This is a genomic window from Variovorax sp. 10N420 (genome assembly GCF_056394705.1).
In genome coordinates this window covers 151,038-167,410 of sequence record NZ_JBFTIJ010000002.1, presented here as the reverse complement: position 1 = coordinate 167,410, position 16,373 = coordinate 151,038, and the positions used below count along the sequence as shown (strand labels likewise).

At 60.1% G+C, this 16,373-nt stretch carries 15 protein-coding genes; 6 read left to right on the top strand and 9 right to left on the bottom strand.

The genetic code is table 11. The features are described 5' to 3' along the window. Positions 1–27 precede the first annotated feature (27 nt). Genes AC1DEK_RS05245 through AC1DEK_RS05210 form a run of 8 tightly spaced genes read right to left on the bottom strand, consistent with a single transcriptional unit; the run spans position 28 to position 7,433 of the window. Entirely contained in the window at positions 28–1,347 is a 1,320-nt protein-coding gene (locus AC1DEK_RS05245; RefSeq protein ID WP_478124161.1) for an ABC transporter substrate-binding protein, read from the bottom strand. Continuing rightward, on the bottom strand, positions 1,298–1,939 hold the full coding sequence (locus AC1DEK_RS05240) for an isochorismatase family protein (RefSeq protein ID WP_478124160.1): 642 nt from the start codon (positions 1,937–1,939) through the stop codon (positions 1,298–1,300). Before AC1DEK_RS05240 ends, AC1DEK_RS05245 begins: the two co-directional genes overlap by 50 nt. Further along, a complete protein-coding gene (locus tag AC1DEK_RS05235) occupies positions 1,936–2,979 on the bottom strand; it encodes a 2,5-dihydroxypyridine 5,6-dioxygenase NicX family protein (RefSeq protein WP_478124159.1) in 1,044 nt (347 codons plus the stop codon). The genes AC1DEK_RS05240 and AC1DEK_RS05235 overlap by 4 nt, the downstream gene beginning before the upstream one ends. Before the next feature lie 23 nt (positions 2,980–3,002). Next, positions 3,003–3,998, bottom strand: coding sequence for an amidohydrolase family protein (locus tag AC1DEK_RS05230; RefSeq protein WP_478124158.1), 996 nt, complete (start codon positions 3,996–3,998; stop codon positions 3,003–3,005). Positions 3,999–4,015: 17 nt separating this feature from the next. After that, positions 4,016–4,531 (bottom strand): aromatic-ring-hydroxylating dioxygenase subunit beta, encoded by a 516-nt coding sequence (locus AC1DEK_RS05225; protein ID WP_478124157.1) that lies wholly within the window; start codon positions 4,529–4,531, stop codon positions 4,016–4,018. Then, positions 4,528–5,838 carry an aromatic ring-hydroxylating oxygenase subunit alpha gene (locus AC1DEK_RS05220; RefSeq protein ID WP_478124156.1) on the bottom strand — a complete coding sequence of 437 codons (1,311 nt, stop codon included), beginning with the start codon at positions 5,836–5,838 and terminating at the stop codon, positions 4,528–4,530. The genes AC1DEK_RS05225 and AC1DEK_RS05220 overlap by 4 nt, the downstream gene beginning before the upstream one ends. A gap of 27 nt (positions 5,839–5,865) precedes the next feature. Beyond that, complete coding sequence (locus AC1DEK_RS05215; RefSeq protein ID WP_478124155.1) at positions 5,866–7,119, bottom strand: NAD(P)/FAD-dependent oxidoreductase; 1,254 nt, start codon at positions 7,117–7,119, stop codon at positions 5,866–5,868. After that, complete coding sequence (locus tag AC1DEK_RS05210) at positions 7,116–7,433, bottom strand: non-heme iron oxygenase ferredoxin subunit (RefSeq protein WP_478124154.1); 318 nt, start codon at positions 7,431–7,433, stop codon at positions 7,116–7,118. The genes AC1DEK_RS05215 and AC1DEK_RS05210 overlap by 4 nt, the downstream gene beginning before the upstream one ends. A 388-nt stretch (positions 7,434–7,821) precedes the next feature. Between AC1DEK_RS05210 and AC1DEK_RS05205 the strand changes: the two genes are divergently transcribed. From AC1DEK_RS05205 to AC1DEK_RS05185, 5 genes are all read left to right on the top strand, one after another. After that, positions 7,822–10,203 carry a xanthine dehydrogenase family protein molybdopterin-binding subunit gene (locus AC1DEK_RS05205; RefSeq protein WP_478124153.1) on the top strand — a complete coding sequence of 794 codons (2,382 nt, stop codon included), beginning with the start codon at positions 7,822–7,824 and terminating at the stop codon, positions 10,201–10,203. Further along, positions 10,200–11,051 carry an FAD binding domain-containing protein gene (locus AC1DEK_RS05200; RefSeq protein ID WP_478124152.1) on the top strand — a complete coding sequence of 284 codons (852 nt, stop codon included), beginning with the start codon at positions 10,200–10,202 and terminating at the stop codon, positions 11,049–11,051. Before AC1DEK_RS05205 ends, AC1DEK_RS05200 begins: the two co-directional genes overlap by 4 nt. A 5-nt stretch (positions 11,052–11,056) precedes the next feature. Beyond that, complete coding sequence (locus AC1DEK_RS05195; RefSeq protein WP_478124151.1) at positions 11,057–12,274, top strand: xanthine dehydrogenase family Fe-S subunit; 1,218 nt, start codon at positions 11,057–11,059, stop codon at positions 12,272–12,274. Positions 12,275–12,291: 17 nt separating this feature from the next. Then, entirely contained in the window at positions 12,292–13,098 is an 807-nt protein-coding gene (locus AC1DEK_RS05190; RefSeq protein ID WP_478124150.1) for an alpha/beta fold hydrolase, read from the top strand. Positions 13,099–13,181: 83 nt separating this feature from the next. After that, the gene (locus tag AC1DEK_RS05185) at positions 13,182–13,712 is read left to right on the top strand and encodes a MarR family winged helix-turn-helix transcriptional regulator (RefSeq protein ID WP_478124149.1); all 531 of its coding nucleotides are present in this window, start codon (positions 13,182–13,184) and stop codon (positions 13,710–13,712) included. A 429-nt stretch (positions 13,713–14,141) separates the two neighbouring features. On the opposite strand, the gene AC1DEK_RS05180 is transcribed toward AC1DEK_RS05185, so the two are convergent. Then, positions 14,142–15,080, bottom strand: coding sequence for a LysR substrate-binding domain-containing protein (locus tag AC1DEK_RS05180; RefSeq protein WP_478124148.1), 939 nt, complete (start codon positions 15,078–15,080; stop codon positions 14,142–14,144). Between the two features lie 100 nt (positions 15,081–15,180). Here AC1DEK_RS05180 and AC1DEK_RS05175 point away from each other — a divergent pair, with 100 nt between their 5' ends. Then, on the top strand, positions 15,181–16,347 hold the full coding sequence (locus AC1DEK_RS05175) for a mandelate racemase/muconate lactonizing enzyme family protein (protein WP_478124147.1): 1,167 nt from the start codon (positions 15,181–15,183) through the stop codon (positions 16,345–16,347). Positions 16,348–16,373: the final 26 nt, after the last annotated feature.

The window sequence follows — 16,373 nt, the reverse complement described above, 5'->3', positions numbered from 1 at the left end:
CGCAAGAGACATGCTGCAGCCTCTTCCTTACTTGGACACGTTCTGAGTGCGTCCGTAGTCGGGTTGCATCTCAAAGGTTCGGAATTCCCGATTCACGTATCTTCCAGACCGATCCTTTTCGACCACGCGCATATAGACGTTCTGTACAAATTCGCGAGAGACCGGGTCGATCTTCACCGGGCCACGCGGGCTTTCCCAAGAAAAGCCCTTTGCGCTGGCAAGGGCCTTGGTGCCATCCCTCTTCCCGTCCGTCGCCTTGACCATGTGATAGATCACATGCAGTCCGTCAAACGCGTTCGCAAGCTGAACGGTCGGAATGGCCTTGGGATCAACTTCGCTCAGGGTCTTGACGACAGCATCGTTCAGAGCCGAATTGTGTGATGCCGAATAGAACATGCCAGTCTCGATGCCGAGCAGATCCGGGCCGATCGCTCGCAGTTGATCCTCATCGGTCTCGGCAGTACCGAGAAAGCGCACGCCAGCCGCCCTTAATCCGGCCTCGTTGTATGCCTTGACCATTGCGTAGGTCGCGGGACCGCCGGGGGCAAAGACGTAGAGCGCATCGGGCTTGAGTGCCTTCACGCGCTGCATCAGGGGGCCGAAGTCAGTCGTCTTCAGCGGAGCGCGGATGCCCTCAAGCAACTTGCCTCCACCGCTGACGAACGCTGTCGTGAAGGCCTTCTCGGCATCGAGACCGGGACCAAAATCGCTGACCAGGGTGACGACGCTTTTGACATTTTTCTCCAGCGCATACTTGGCCACTGGGACCGCCATCTGCGGCAAGGTGTACGAGGTGCGCAACAGGTAGTCCGACTTGTCGAGAAGCGACGATGTGGATGCGTTGAAGATCACGACCGGCACCTTGGCCTCTTGCGCGAGCGCAGCGACGGCCAATGTGTCCGGCGTGAAATAGAGGCCGGCGATGTACTGGGCGCCTTCCTTGATGACAAGCTCCTGCGCCAGTGCCTTGGCTTGTGCGGGGTTGATCTCCGGAAGGTCGCGGTAGATGACCTCGATCGTGTGCCCTCCCGCTGTTGTGCCGTTGAGTTTCTGGTACGCCTTCGTCGCACCCTCCCAAGTTTGACCTACTGCAGAGAACGGTCCGGACATTGGTGCGATGACACCAACCTTGATGACGTCGGCGCGGCTTTGAAACGCGATCGCCGCAAGTGAGACCGCCAGTGCGGCAACGAGTTTGATGGTCATTTGATTCTCCAGGTGGTGGGGTTGCTGGCACGCTGTGCGTTGGGGCTGTGACGGAAGTGAAGGACGGAACTTTTGAGTGAGTGGATGGGTGTCAGTCCGACATGCGGTGTTCTTTCGCAGCGGTTGCTCCCAGGGCCACATCGCAGGGCATCAAGGTCGCGTACTTCTGGTTCATGTCGAAAAGATTGGCTTCGTGCGCCTGCAGCGAGCGGTCGCCCACGCAGTCGGTGACAACGAGGGGACGGAAACCGTGGCACATGGCGTCAACCACGCTGGCGCGAACACAGCCGCTGGTCGTGCATCCCGCAATGAGCAAGGTCTGCACGCCACGTTGATTGAGCCAAGCCGCCAGTGAAGTGCCGAAGAAGGCCGAGGGGTTGGTCTTGCGCAGCACCAGCTCGCCGCCGATGGGCTGAAGCTGCGGCACGATCTGGCTTTCCGGCGCGTCCTCGCGCAGGGCGAGGATGGGTGGCACTTTGAGCGCGAAGATGTTGGCGTCGGCTCCATCGTCCTGGTACACGACCCGTGTGTGCACGACCGGCCATTTGCGCGTGCGTGCTGCCGCCAGAAGGCCGCGCGTGCATTCGATGGCCGGTTCGATGTTGCCGCCTCCGAAGGTGAGCGGATCAGCGAATCCATTGACGAAGTCGATGATCAGCAGGCCGTACGGCGCTTTGGGCGCGAGGGTATTGCCGAAGCCCTGCTTCTGGTAGATGTCTTGATCGGGACTCATTGAAAAGCCTCGTCAATGACCTTGCCAGCTCGAACCACGACGATGTCATCGAGCTTCACCGTGCAGTTGCGCAACGGAATGTCGAGGTGACAAGGCGTCGTGCGAGGGCCTCCGGCCTCATTGTTTGGTCCCAGGGAGAAAAGGAAATTGCCTTCGAACGCACGCGCATCCTGGCCGGATGTCGCCTCGCGATCCATCAGCGATAGCGTGTGCCAGTAGCAACGTGGCTGCATCCCCCAGCCGATGTGCGCGATCGCGTAGGCTTCTGGGTCTTTGTAGGCCTCCATGAACTCGCGCAACATGGCCGCGTCAACGTCACCCTCGACGCTGCGCACGAAACCTTCGCGCAGATTCAATGTGATCTTGTTCGAGACGTAGTTCTTCTGCGGCAGCAGAATATCGCCGCGATCAATCACGATGGTGCCGTCGCTACCGCCCTCGTTGGCGAAGGTAAAGAGGAACCCGCTCGGCCAGTGATCCCAGCGCCCCGGTTCCTCGCAAAATCCGTACTCGCTGATGGTCGGGAAATCGCCGAGTTGGAAGGTCACATCTGTGCCGGCCGGCGACGTCACGTGCATCTTCCTCGCTTTTTTAAGCAGCTTCGATGCCTCCAGGACCCGCTTGCGATCGGCCTCGGTGGGCACCGCCCGCACCAGTACCTCGGGCGGTTCCACGGCCAGGAGAATCTTCGTTCCAGACTCGAGAATCTCCATCTGTTCGGGCGAGAAAAGCAGCAGCATCAAGTCGAGGACGAGGTCGCTATTCTTCATCGCCGCGAGTGCGACTGGGTTATTGGTAAGGGGTGTTTCGCCCAGGTAGTTCATCAGGTCGCGGCTGGGGGCTTTCTCCGCATTGATGGGCTGCAGCTCGATTTTGGTGACGACCGCGCCGGCGGCCTGAGCTGCAATCGTTGCCGTCTGAAGTGTCTGCGGATGGGTGTGAGGGCCGCACAGGATGGAGACCTTCTGTCCACGCTCCACCTTGCTGAGCTTCAGAACCTCGTCCCAAGCCTTGACCATTTGATAATCGCTGACTGGCATTTTTCGTCCTTTTGAGTGAAGTGTCAGAACTGCAGGAGCGCAAGCTCTTCCGGGCTGCCTAGCTTGAAGAGCCGGCGAGCATTGCCATGGCACACCTGGGCACGGGTTTTTTCGTCCAGCGGCGCCTCCTCGATGAACTTGCAGGCCTCGGCGGTTGACTCGTAGGGGTAGTCCACCGAAAAGAGCACAGCCTTTGCCCCGAGCTCGCCAATCGCACCCAGCAGTGACGGTGCGGAGCACACGCCAGACGTGGTGATCAGAATGTTGCTGCCGATGTACTCGCTGGGTTTGCGCGCCAACTTGATGCCCGATGGATACGCGGCGAATCGGCTGTCCATGCGCCAACGCTGGTACGGCAGGGCTTCCCCCATGTGGCCCAGCAGCAGGGTCAGGCGCGGGAATCGGTCGAACACCCCGCCGAACAGCAGGCGCAACGCATGACCCGCCGTTTCGACGCCCCATCCCCAGGTGGCTCCTTGGAGCACCGGCATGCCTTCCAGCAGAGCCGGTGGTTGACTGAACGCGTTGGGATGCAGATAGATGGGCACGCCGAGCGCCTGCGCGCGCTCCCAGAACACATCGAACTCGCCGCCTTCGTAGTAGCGACCCAATGTGTGGCCGTTGATCATCGCGCCTTTGAAGCCATGTTCGGCGACGGTGCGTTCCAGCTCTTTGGCTGCGGCCAGGGGATCTTGCAGTGCCACGTGCGCAAAGGCGCCGAAGCGTCCCGGATGGCGTGCCACGCGCTCAACGAGGAACTCGTTGTTCTCGCGCGCACGGCGGATGGCGATGGCGCGATCCACCTCAGCCTGCACACCAGGCATCGTTTGCGACAGCACGACGTACTCGATGTTTCCTGCATCCATCTCCGCAAGGCGCTGGTCGTCGAAGTCGGTCAGCTTGGAGTCGAGCTTTGCGACGAATTCGGTTGGCAGCGCTCGTGTGTACTTGGCAGAGTACTCGTCGAAGCCGGGCGCAGAGAAGTGCTCCTCCAGCGCGATTTTTGGGGTTTGGTTCATAGTCGTCCTAAGTGGCCTCAGACTGGATATGCCAAGGCGGTGTCAAGAATTTCCGTGTCGTGCACCACTTCGCGGCTTGCAATAAGTAGCCGGTCGCCTTCTCGCACGAAATGGTCGTGATAGACGCCAGCCAAATGCACTGTGGAAGGGCCCTCGACCAGGGTCTGCATCAAGATGAAGGGCGTTTGGGAGCTGATCGTCTTTCCTGCCTCCTGCAGTACTCGCGTGATCCCCAATACATGCAGCATGTGCCGTGGCGCGAACATCTGCGAGTGCGCGACGGCAAGGGCGCGGTCGATGATCATGTTGTGCCCCTCGCAGTAAACGAGTCCCACGGGCATGTTCAGAAGTGCGTTCTGGCGCGAAGTAATGCGATACGTCGCTTCCTTGCTGAAAAAGTCGGGCCACCGTTCGACGTCGTTCGCGTCCAGGGCGGCGCAGTACTCGGCATTGAAGGACTCGATCTCGGCGCGCAGCTCGGCCGCGCGTTGAGGCGAAATCGCGGACGTGGCGTAGGCGAGTCGCTCCTTCATGCTGCTTGCTCCGCAACACGGATGCCCATGACGCCCCGGTAGTATTGGTAGAGCGAGCGGATGCAGGACTCTGAGATGAGATTGCGTGCCGTGCCTTGATGGCCCGCATCGAGCTTGACGACGTTGTTGTCCGTGGACGAGTTGCGCAGGCCTTCCTGCACGAACTTCAATGCCTCGTTGTCCTCAAGGCCCAGGAAGCCGGAAGGGCCCATCAAGTTCCCCTGGCGAAGGCGGTGCCGCGTCATTTCCGCGGTGTCATCTTCATAGCCGAACATGGTCCACTGCATCACCATGCTGTTCGGACCGTTCGGGATGATCTGGCGCACACCCATCGTGTTCATCTGGCGTTGAACGATCAGGTTCGGCCACATGGTCATCATGTTGGCGGACCAGGGCGACTTGAACTCTCGCACGTAGTCCAGGAATCGTTCGTCGCGCAGCCTGAGCTTGTCGCTGAACGATCGCATCTCCGCCTTGTCGTCAGCGGCAACAGTGGCATAGATCTCGTCCGGCTTGGCCGAAGCCATGAAGCCGTGGCGGCCATGCTCCTTGTCTGCAAACACGATCGATTTGATGCCCGGCACCAGCAGGCCAAACACCACGAGAAACGAATGGAGCAGCGTTGCGTGGTACGGATCCTTGAGGTTCTCGTGGTACATCTTCCAGTTGCACGGAAGCTCGTTGCGGCAATAGCCCAGGATCTTGAGTTTCTTGCCCGAGAAGGGGACGTCGAACTCCTCGACGATCTCCTTGGTCATGTACTCTTCCAGAGGGGGCGTCTTGTCGGAGTAGGTTGCGAACACCACGCCGTTGCGTGTGGCCACGCGCAACTGGCGGGTGCCGTGGTCGGCGTTCTTGAAGTCCGCGGGCATGCCGCCTACCTTGTTGATGCCGCGCTTGAACGGAACGCCCTGCAGGTTTCCCTTGAGGTCGTATGACCATTGGTGATATGGGCAGACAAATTCCTTCGTATTCCCCTGGCTGGAGCGGCAGAACTCGGCGCCGCGATGGGCACAGCGATTTTCGAAGACGGAGATCGTGTTGTCCTCCGCACGAACGATCACCACGGCCGTGGCGCCGACATAGCCACGCTTGTAGTCGCCCGGGTTTGGAATCTCCGCTTCCAAGGCCACAAAGTTCCACGTGTCCCCCCGAAAGATGCGTTCGATCTCCTGGTCATAGATGGCTTGACTGGTGTAGACCCAGTCCGGAATGTTGTTCAGGGCGTCCGCTGGCCAGACACACTGCTCCAAGGGCGGATTCTTTCGGGCATTCGTAATGCCGATGACCGCCTGCGATTGATACATGGAATCTCCTGAGGCTTTGAAGGTTGGTTAAACGGTCGCCGCGGCGTCGGCTTGCATCTGCTTGGCCCATGCGCGCAGATTGATGGCGTCCAGCTGAAAGTCCTCCAACTGCACGGGCCGCCCACGTTCGAAAAGAGGGCGAATGGCTCGCAAATCAGAGCCTGCATTGATGGCCACGCCGTGTAGCGGAACAGAACCCCGATGGCCAATCCACAGCGCCTTGTCATTGGACGGGTCACCGCGGCGCACATATTCAAGATCGGGAGCCGGCAGGCCAAGCACCTGAATGTTGTGCTTTCCCTGATCGGTCCAGAACCACGGTATGGCCGGCACCGGAAGAGGAGCGCCGAGCATGGCGGCGGCGGCAGTGCGCGCCTGCTCATTCGCGTTCTGCCATGATTCCAGGCGCGTTGGCGCAGCCTGGCCAGGGCGCTGTTGACTGGTGCAGTCCCCGCACGCGAACACGTGTTCGTTGCTGGTGCGGCAAGCCGCGTCCACCAGAATGCCGCCGCCTGCCGCGACCTGGAGGCCCGCATTGCGAGCTAGAGCGTCATTGGGCGAAAGGCCGATTGCGACGATCACCTCATCAACTTCCAGATCGGCGACGTCGGTGATCAAGCGCATGCGACCGCTTGACAGTGACTGGACGTCGCGGAGGGAGACTCCGAGCAGGATCCGTGCGCCTGCATCTTGCATGCCAGATTCCAGCCATGCCGACGCCTCGGGTGGTAGAAAGCGATCGAGCAAGGACGTTGCGCGCTCGAGAACTGAAACCTCGGCTCCTGCCGAGAGTGCGGAATTGGCAACTTCGAGCCCCAGGAAGCCGCCGCCCAGAATTGCGATTTGCGGCTTGACCTGAAGGGCCGCTCGCAGCCTCCGCGCGTCATCAAGGGTGCGGATGTAGTGCACGCGGGGATTGGCGGGCGGGGCGGATGCAAGTGTGTTTGCCTCACCGCCTGTGGCGATCAGACACATCTCGTACTCGAGCACCTGACCGTCGGCAAGACGTACATGCTGCTGCCGAAGATCCAATGCAACGGCGTCACTGCTGCTCAGCAGGTCGATATTGCTGCGCGTCCAGGAATCTTCCGCCAGTACATCGAGCCTGGGCTCTTCAGCAGCCACCAACACGGCCTTGGACAATGGCGGGCGCTCATACGGTCTGTGGCGCTCCCGACCCAGCATCGTGATCCGGCCTCGGTAGCCCTGCTCGCGCAGAGCGTGTGCCGCGACGGCCGCCGATTGACCCGCACCAACGATAACAACGCCGGGCGACATCATTTGCCGACCGGTGACAACACATAGATGTCGTCGCCATCTCGTTTTACGGCATGCGTGCGCAGGTCCACGGTGACCGGCGCACACATCGCCTTGCCTGTACGAACATCGAAGCGGCCTTGATGCAACGGGCATTCAACACAGCCGTCTTCCACGAAACCTTCTGACAGCAGAGCAGTGGCATGCGTGCACATGCTGTCGGTGGCGAAGAACTCATCTTCGATTCGGTACAGCGCGACGCCGTAGCCGGCGACGTTGACGGTCTTAGCTTCGTCGTTCATCAGCTCCTCCGCCGAGGCAACCTTGATCCAATCCATGACTCCATCCTGTGACTTCGGGCATCCAAACAAATACTCAGTGAACTGTCATATTAGTCCGCTTGATGTTTATGTTCAAGTGCGGGTTTGTACTTGATAGGGTCGCACCAGGTTGGGCACGGAGATCGTTAATTCGGAGCCATGATGGGGCATTTATCGCTGGAAGAATGCACCTCAACAGGTGGCTATCTATGTTCGGGTTTGCGCTGATGAACTTCGTCTTCCAATATCCATCTGCCAGTCATATACTTGTGACAGTACACGTCGTATTGATGGCGCGGCGGTGCGCTGAACGCAGTCTCGGACTTCGCACCACAAAGGCTGCGCCAGGCGGTTGCACAACCAGTGCGAGCCCGGGCGGACAAGGTAGTTAAGTAAAAGGAAACGCATGGACCAAGCAGACATTCCGGCGAGACTGCTAAAGCGCGAAGGCATTGGAGCCCGATTGCCTCGCAAGGAGGACGCCCGTCATATGGTGGGCAAAGGCAATTTCGTTGGTGACTTCGTATTGCCCGGCCTTCAGGAAGTTGCGTTCTTGCGCAGCCCTTTGGCGCACGCGACCATTACTGGAGTTGAGATTCCTGAAGAGCTTGCCGGGAAGGTGTTCCTGCGCGAGATGATGACCGATGCGGCAGATATCGGCTCGCCTTCTTCGCTGCCCACATACCAATACTCAGCGTTGCCGCCGCTGGCCTCGGGCAAGGTTCGCCACGTGGGGGAGGCCATCGCCATGGCTGTCGCTCCGACTCGTGCAGTGGCGGAAGACCTGCTCGAAGAGGTGCAGGTCTCGTATGACGAACTGCCCGTCTACCATAGTGCTGAGTCCTCGCTCGCTGCCACGGGGGAATTCCTGCACCCTGGGTGGAAAGACAATGTGTTTCTCACACTGCAGGCCAATCGTGACTTCGATGAGCTTTCCGCGAAGGCTGAGGTGAAAGTCAGCCGCACGGTCGAGCTGTCACGTCAGTGCATCGTGCCTCTAGAGGGAAAGTCGGTTTTGGCCTACTGGGATTTCCAGACCGATCAGCTCGTGGTCGTCAGCGCGACTCAAGTTCCGCATTTGCTGCGCGTGGGGATTGCTCAGCACCTTTCGATGGATGAAGGGGCTGTGCGCGTCGTGTCCCCTGACGTCGGCGGCGCGTTTGGCTACAAAGGTCAGCTCTACCCTGAGGATCTGTGCATAGCCTGGCTGGCCAAGACCTATCGGACGCCATTCCGCTATCTCGAAGACCGACGTGAGCATCTGATAGTCGGTGCCAACACGCGGCAGCATCACTATCAGCTCACGGCCTATGCTGACCGAACGGGAAAGCTCCTGGCGTTGGACGCTGTCATCACCATCGATGGCGGCGCATATTCCTACTATCCTTTCTTTGTCGGTCTGGAGCCTGGCCAGGCAATCGGCAACCTGCCTGGGCCGTACGCCTTTCGCGGCTATCGGTGCGAGACCCTGTGCGTTGCAACCAACAAGCCAGGGTTCATGGCCTATCGGGGAGTGGCTCGCACCGGCGTGTGCTTCGCGATCGAACTTCTCATGGATGCCGTGGCGCGTGAAGTTGGGCGCGAGCCTTGGGAGGTCCGGATGGACAACTTGGTCCCGGCCGCCGCGATGCCTTACGTCAATGTGGCCAACAAGCACTTCGACAGCGGCGACTTTCCAGCGAGTCTGCGCCGCGCCGTGGAGATGATCGGACTCACAGCTGTCCGTAAGCGCCAAGCTCGAGGAGAGCCGGACGGTCGTCGGATCGGGTTCGGTACGGCAACCTATACCGAGCAATCTGCCCACGGCACGACGGTGTTCGCCAACTGGGGTTTGCCGGTGGTGCCAGGTTTCGATCAGGCGCTTGTCAGGATGACCGCGGATGGCGGGCTCGAAGTGCGCGTCGGCGTGCACTCGCATGGCCAGGGCATGGAAACCAGCTTCGCGCAGATCGCCAATGACGTACTCGGAATTCCTGTTGCGAGAATTCGGGTTGTGCATGGCGATACAGCGCTCACCCCCTTCTCGTCCGGGACCTACGCCTCTCGGGCCACGGTCATGTCAGGGGGGGCTATCTCGACCGCCTGCAAGGAACTTTTGCCTCGGATTCAGTCAATCGCAGGCTATCTCATGGGCGTGGACCCGCACACGGTCGCATTGATCGAGGGGCGTGCTATCGCAGGGGAAAAGTCGATTCCCCTGTCTGAAGTGGGTGGCGCGTGGTACCTCACGCCACAGGACTTGCCGGCCAACGTTCATCTCGGTGGCCTGGAAGTCTCACGTGCGTACAAGCCCAAGGTCGACACCGGTACCTTCACGTACGCGACCCACGCTGTGGTTGTTGCGGTCGACACGCAGACGGGTGAGGTGGAGATCCTCGACTATGTAGTGGTTGAAGATTGCGGCACGATGGTCAATCCGATGATCGTGGAGGGGCAGACTATCGGCGGCATCGCACAGGGTATTGGTACTGCGATGTACGAAGAGAGTCCTTACGACGACCAAGGCCAGCCGTTGGCTTCCACGCTGGCTGACTACATCTTGCCTGGCGCCACGGAAGTGCCGCGCATCCGTATCGAGCACTTCGAGACACCGTCGCCACACACCGAGTTCGGTGCCAAGGGCGTGGGAGAAGGTGGCGCAATTGCACCACCGGCTGTGATCTTCAATGCCGTGAACGACGCGTTGCGAGGCACTGGTGCTGCCGAGGTGCTGATGACGCCTTTGACGCCGCGTCGCTTGCTCAAGGCCCTCGAAAGCTCGAAGCTGGAACAGGAGCGCGTCAAGTGAAGGCGCCGAAATTTGCATATACACGCATCCTCGACGTGGATGAGGCGCTGGCGGTGCTGGCCAAGGGAGGCGGCACTGCGAAGGCGATGAGCGGAAGCCAGTCCCTTGGTCCAATGCTCAACCTGAGATTGGCGCGGCCGGCGCAAGTGGTCGACGTCGCAAACATCCCCAGTCTGCGCGCTGTCAGTCGCAAGGCTGAATGGGTTGAGATCGGCGCTGCCGTGACGCACGCCGAGATCGAGGATGGCATACACCAGGCGTTGGCTGGGCATCCGATGCGTCAAGTCGCGAGCGGGATCGCCTACCGCGCGATTCGTACCCGCGGCACCGTCGGAGGTAGCTTGGCGCATGCCGATCCTGCGGCTGACTGGGTGGTTACGCTCGCGGCACTTGGTGCGCGCATCGTGGCTAGGTCGCCGCGCGGTGAGCGCACGATCGAGGCCGACGCGCTCATGCTCGGCGCCTATACAACCGTGCTTGAGTCCGACGAGTTAATTGTGGCCATCAACGTGCCTTCCGAGACGCCGACGACGCACTGGGGGTATCACAAGGTCTGCCGCAAGCCTGGCGAATTCGCTGAAGCCAGCGCGGCGGTTTACTTCGATGTCTCGCGCAAGTGTGCGCGAATTGTTCTCGGCGCCGCGGACGGTCCGCCCATTCTGCTGAATGAATTGGCGGCTGAGATTGCCAGCAAGGGCGCCGGCGCTGCGCGGCGTGAACTGCTGCAAGAGGCCGTCAGCGTCGCGCTCCCCGAACGCGACGCCATCGATCTGAAGCTTTTCACAGCCTGTGTGGAACGCGCACTCGAGCAGTCCGGCGTTTTCGCCGACCTAAAACAAGCGGAGTAAAAGACTTGGACCCGATTTCTATTCAAGTAAATGGCCGCAGCTTCAGCCGGGAGGCGGAGCCAAGGATGCATCTTGGCGACTTCCTGCGGAACGAACTGCGCCTGACCGGGACTCATCTCGGCTGCGAGCATGGGGTCTGCGGCGCATGCACAGTGCTTGTCAACGGCCAGCCCACGCGTTCGTGCATCACTTTCGCGGTGGCATGTGAAGGCCAAGAGGTCACCACCATCGAGGGCTACGACGATGATGCCGTGATGCAACTGCTTCGGCCGGCGTTCACGCGCCACCACGCGCTGCAGTGCGGCTTCTGCACACCTGGAATGCTCACGACGGCGCGCGACATCGTGCTTCGCTTGCCCGACGCTGACGAAGCGCGCGTACGGCTCGAGCTATCTGGGAACTTGTGCCGTTGCACCGGATACCAGGGGATTGTGGATGCCATCCTGGACGTATTACAACAGCAGCGCGACGCTCCCGACGTGCGATTTGAAAAACTGCGGGAAAGACTGAGCTCGTCACCAGCTGTTGCGATGAGTCGAATCTCTACGCCAGGACAGACCGAACAGTCCTCTCGCTCCCCAAGCAAACCAACAAGCGCGGATTCGATCGCTCCTGCGGAGATGGCGGAAGTCGACCCGGTGGCGATGGCTAGGGCTAAGGCCAAGGGCAACGCGATCCAAGTCTATTTCGATGTACCTTATCCGGTGAATCGGGTGTGGGAATTCATGGGCGACCTGCCGGCGGTTGCGTCCTGCTTGCCCGGTGCGACCATCGACTCGCACGAAGGCGAGAGGGTCAAGGGCACGATCGCCATCAAGTTCGGCCCGATGTCGGCGGCTTTCGCTGGCGCAGCGCGGCTGGAGCGTGACGACGCTGAAAAGCGGGCCGTCCTTCGCGGTGCCGGCCAAGACAGTCTGAGCAAGTCGCGCACGCAAGGAGACATTACTTATCGGCTGGAAGCACTGTCGGCCGATAACACCCGTGTGCACGTAGACATGATTTATGCACTGCAGGGCCCACTCGCCCAATTCTCCCGCTCCGGACTGGTAAAGGATTTCGTGCGCCGCATGGTCGCGGATTTCGGCAAGCAGATCACGCGAAGGCTGGGCGGGCAAACGGTTGCTTCCAACGAACCACAGCCCACGGTCTCGATCGCCGGGATGATGTGGAGCGTGCTTTGGAATCGCGTACGTGGCTGGTTTGGAAAGAACCCGCAGGTCTAGCTCGGCTCGGAGTCGCGATGAGTTCCTTTCTCTATGGCTATCACGTACGCGCTAACGGGGTGCGCCTGCACCTCTTGCGCTATGGAGGGCAGGGCCCTCGCTTACTCCTGTTGCCCGGCATCACCAGCCCAGCCATTACGTGGGGCTTCGTCGCCGAGCGATTGGCTCGGCACTTCGACGTCCATGTCCTTGACTTCCGGGGCCGCGGCTTGTCCTTCAGCGCACCTGGGATGGTCGCAAGTCTTGATGCAATGTCGGCCGACGTGCTCGATCTGCTGGATGTTCTGGGATGGTCATCCGTGACGCTGCTGGGTCACTCGATGGGCGCCCGAGTTGCGATTCGCGCCACCGCGCGCGACCCACAGCGCATAGCCAAGCTGCTGCTTGTGGACCCCCCAGTGTCAGGCCCTGGTCGCCGGGCCTATCCAGTACCTCTGTCCTGGTACATAGAGTCTATTCATCTGGCCGTCCAAGGCATAACGGCCGAAGAGTTGCGCCTCTACGCCCCAACCTGGACAGATGAACAACTGCAACTGCGCGCCGAATGGCTCCATACGTGCAATGAGGATGCGATCGTCCAAGCGCATGTTGGCTTCCACGAGGACGATATCCACGCCGATCTGTCCAAGCTGCATAGGCCCGGACTTCTAATGGCTGCGGGGCGTGGAGGAGTGATGCTCCCGGAAGACTTGGCTGAGATCAAAGCGCTAGCGCCTGGCTTGGAGCAATGTACGGCCTCCAGCGCTGGCCACATGATCCCGTGGGATGACGAGGAAGACTTTTATAGCCTTCTTGGCGGGTACCTGAATGTCGACTTGCTGTAGCGCAAGTTGAGGCGAAGTTGATCTCCTATTCACAAGCGAGGGAGTCGATACACTCACCGGATGACACTATCGGCGACCTAGAGATGACGACAAAGCGTGCTCCCGCTCGGAAAAAGACAGGCCGCTCAACTGATGTAGCCAAGCCCTCAGGCCCCGAGCCTTTTAATCCGCTGCGCCAAGTAATGTGGCGTCGTCCGGGTTTCCTGATCCGTCGGCTGACTCAGATCGGCCAGGCGATTTTCTTCGATTTGTGCAAGTCCGAAAGCATCACGCCGCTTCAGGTCGGTATGCTGACGGCGCTTTCGATGAACCCTTGGCTTGATCAGAAAGCAATTGGTCGAGAGCTTGCCCTGGACCGCACGACCACTGCAGAAGTGCTGAAGCGTTTGAGCGACAAAGGATTGGTTGAGACTCGAGTAAATCCAGACGATCGTCGCTCAAGACTTTCAGTGATCACCAAAGAGGGCTTAAAGCTGATCAACGATTTGCAAGAAAGCATATACCTTTCTCAAGAACTGTTGGTCGAGCCTCTTCCTCCAGAGGATCGCGCCGTTTTCATGAAACTGCTTAGTCAGCTTGTGGATGCTCATGAACGAATGGACAAACGGAGCTAAACCGTCTGATGCAGATTTTCGCTTTAGTCGGGATCTGCAAAGAGTCATCATCAAGACGGTAACTGTGCGCTGCCCGCAAGGATTGCGACGGCGATTGTGCTTTCAGCAAGCGCCGCTGCTGATGTTTCGCAGGTGATGGGCGCCGCAGCGCTGGCGGCACTGGGCGGGGCTTCCGCAGCAGGGCCAGGCGACGCGGGGAGGGTGCCAATGGCCCTGATGGCGCCATGACTGCCCCCGCCACCACATCCACTGAGAAGGGATGCGGCCAACGCGATGGCCAAGATGTGTCCTTTATGCATTGCTGTCTCCGTTTGACCTATCACGGAGACCATTGCTAACTGGCCCGCATCGCGCCAATGCCGGTTTTTATGCATTTGATGCTTTCAAAGACCACACGTTGCCATCAGTTCCAACAGTGCCGGCACGCCGCTATCGGCCAGCGCCGGGACTCCCGAGCGGCGTCGCACCAGCCTTGACTGCCGCAGCCCAAAGCGCCTCTCCTGCAGCACCCGCAGGCTGTCTCGCGCGATAAAGGCATATCTGCAGTTGAACGTCAAAGCTATCGTCCTGAGTCGCTTTCACCAGCCGATGCGCTTCCAGGTCTTCTTCGATCAAGGTCCGGGGCAGCCACGCAATCCCACGGCCGTCCAACGCCATGGTCCGAAGAACCGAGGCCAGATGAGCAGTGAAGACGACCTGAACTTTCAACGCCGCCAGTTTCGGGCCAAGAACGGCGCGCTTGATCTGTCCAATGCCCGACTCCACGCTGTATTGCAGGATTGGCACCACTTGATTGGCGCCTGTCTCAAGCCAATGAAGCGGCTTGCCACTTGCATCAGGCGCACACACCGGCAGAAGCTGATCGTTTCCAACCACCATCGACGTGTATGCGTCCGACTGCAATGAACCGTGGGTCGTGGGGTGCGCGTGGCTCAGCACGAACTGAACCTTGCCTTGATGCAGCAGCGCTTCGCACTTCGGCAGTACGTCGGACATGAGTTGCACCGGCCCCAATGTGGCGTGGGCTTCAAGGGTTCGCAACCAGCGCGGCAGGAACGTGAATGAAAGCGCGTGTGTGGCAGCCAGCCGCAAGGTCGCAGAGTGCATCTGCGCAACTGCCTTTGCCTCTTCGGGCAGCGAAGCTACGCGCTCCAGCAGCTTCTCGGCCACTTCGCCGAACCATTCGCCCGCGACAGTCAGCTTCGCGGGTTGCGAAGTGCGATCGAAGAGATCGACGCCGAGCCAGGTCTCCAGGGCCCTGATTCGCCTGCTGAATGCCGGCTGCGTGACATTGCGCTCATCCGCGGCGCGGGAGAAGTTGCCCGAGGTTGCCAGCACCTTGAAATCTTCAAACCATACGAAATTCATCGGCAGTGCTTTCAGAGCATCAGAGGCAAGAAAAAGAGCATTGTTCAAACGGGCGGCAGGCCGTCAATATCACGCTTTTGCATACACATCAGGAGTCAGAGTGAAGATTGTCGAGATCCGAGAGAAGACGATGCCGATCAGTTCGCCGATTCGAAACGCGTACATCGACTTTAGCAAGATGACGCTGAGCCTCGTCGCAGTCGTCACCGACGTGATCCGCAATGGCAAGCCAGTGGTCGGCTATGGCTTCAATTCAAACGGCCGCTACGGCCAAGGCAAGCTGATGCGCGAGCGCTTCATCCCTCGGATCATGGAAGCGGATCCTTCTTCGTTGATCGATGCGACGGGCGACAACCTCGACCCGCACAAGATCTGGAACACCATGTTCACCAACGAGAAGCCCGGCGGCCATGGGGAGCGATCGGTCGCCATCGGCACGATCGACATGGCCGTCTGGGACGCTGTCGCGAAGATTGAAGGGAAACCGCTTTTCCAGCTCCTTGCGGACCGATACGGCAACGGCAAGCCCAACCGCAAGATCTTCGTCTATGCCGCGGGCGGCTACTACTATCCGGGGCAGGACCACAAGAAGCTGCAGGACGAGATGCGCAGCTACGTCGACCGCGGCTACACGGTCGTGAAGAAGAAGATCGGTGGCGCCTCCCTCGACGAGGACCTGCGTCGCATCGACTCCATCATGGAAGTGCTGCAAGACGGGCAGAAGCTCTGCGTCGACGCCAACGGCCGCTTCGACCTGGAGACGGCGATCGCCTACGCCAAGGCCCTGTCGCAATACGACCTCTTCTGGTATGAGGAGCCGGGCGATCCGCTCGATTTCGAGCTGCAAGCCGCCCTGCGCAATTTCTACAAGAACCCGATGGCCACCGGCGAGGACCTGTTCTCCATGCAGGATGCGCGCAATCTGATCCGCTACGGCGGCATGCGCCCGGATCGCGACTGGCTGCAGTTCGATTGCGCCCTCAGCTATGGACTGGTGGAGTACCTGCGCACGCTCAACATGCTCAAGGAGCACGGCTGGTCGGCAAGCCGCTGCATCCCGCACGGCGGCCACCAGATGTCGCTCAACATTGCCGCGGGCCTTGGCCTGGGGGGCAACGAGTCGTACCCCGATCTTTTCCAGCCCTTCGGTGGCTTCCCGGACGGCGTGAAGGTGGAAAACAGCTTCGTCACGCTGCCCGACCTCCCCGGCATCGGCTTTGAAGGCAAGGCCGATCTGTATCGCGAGATGCAGGCCCTGTCGGCCTGAAGTTCAACAAAAAATACAGGAGACAA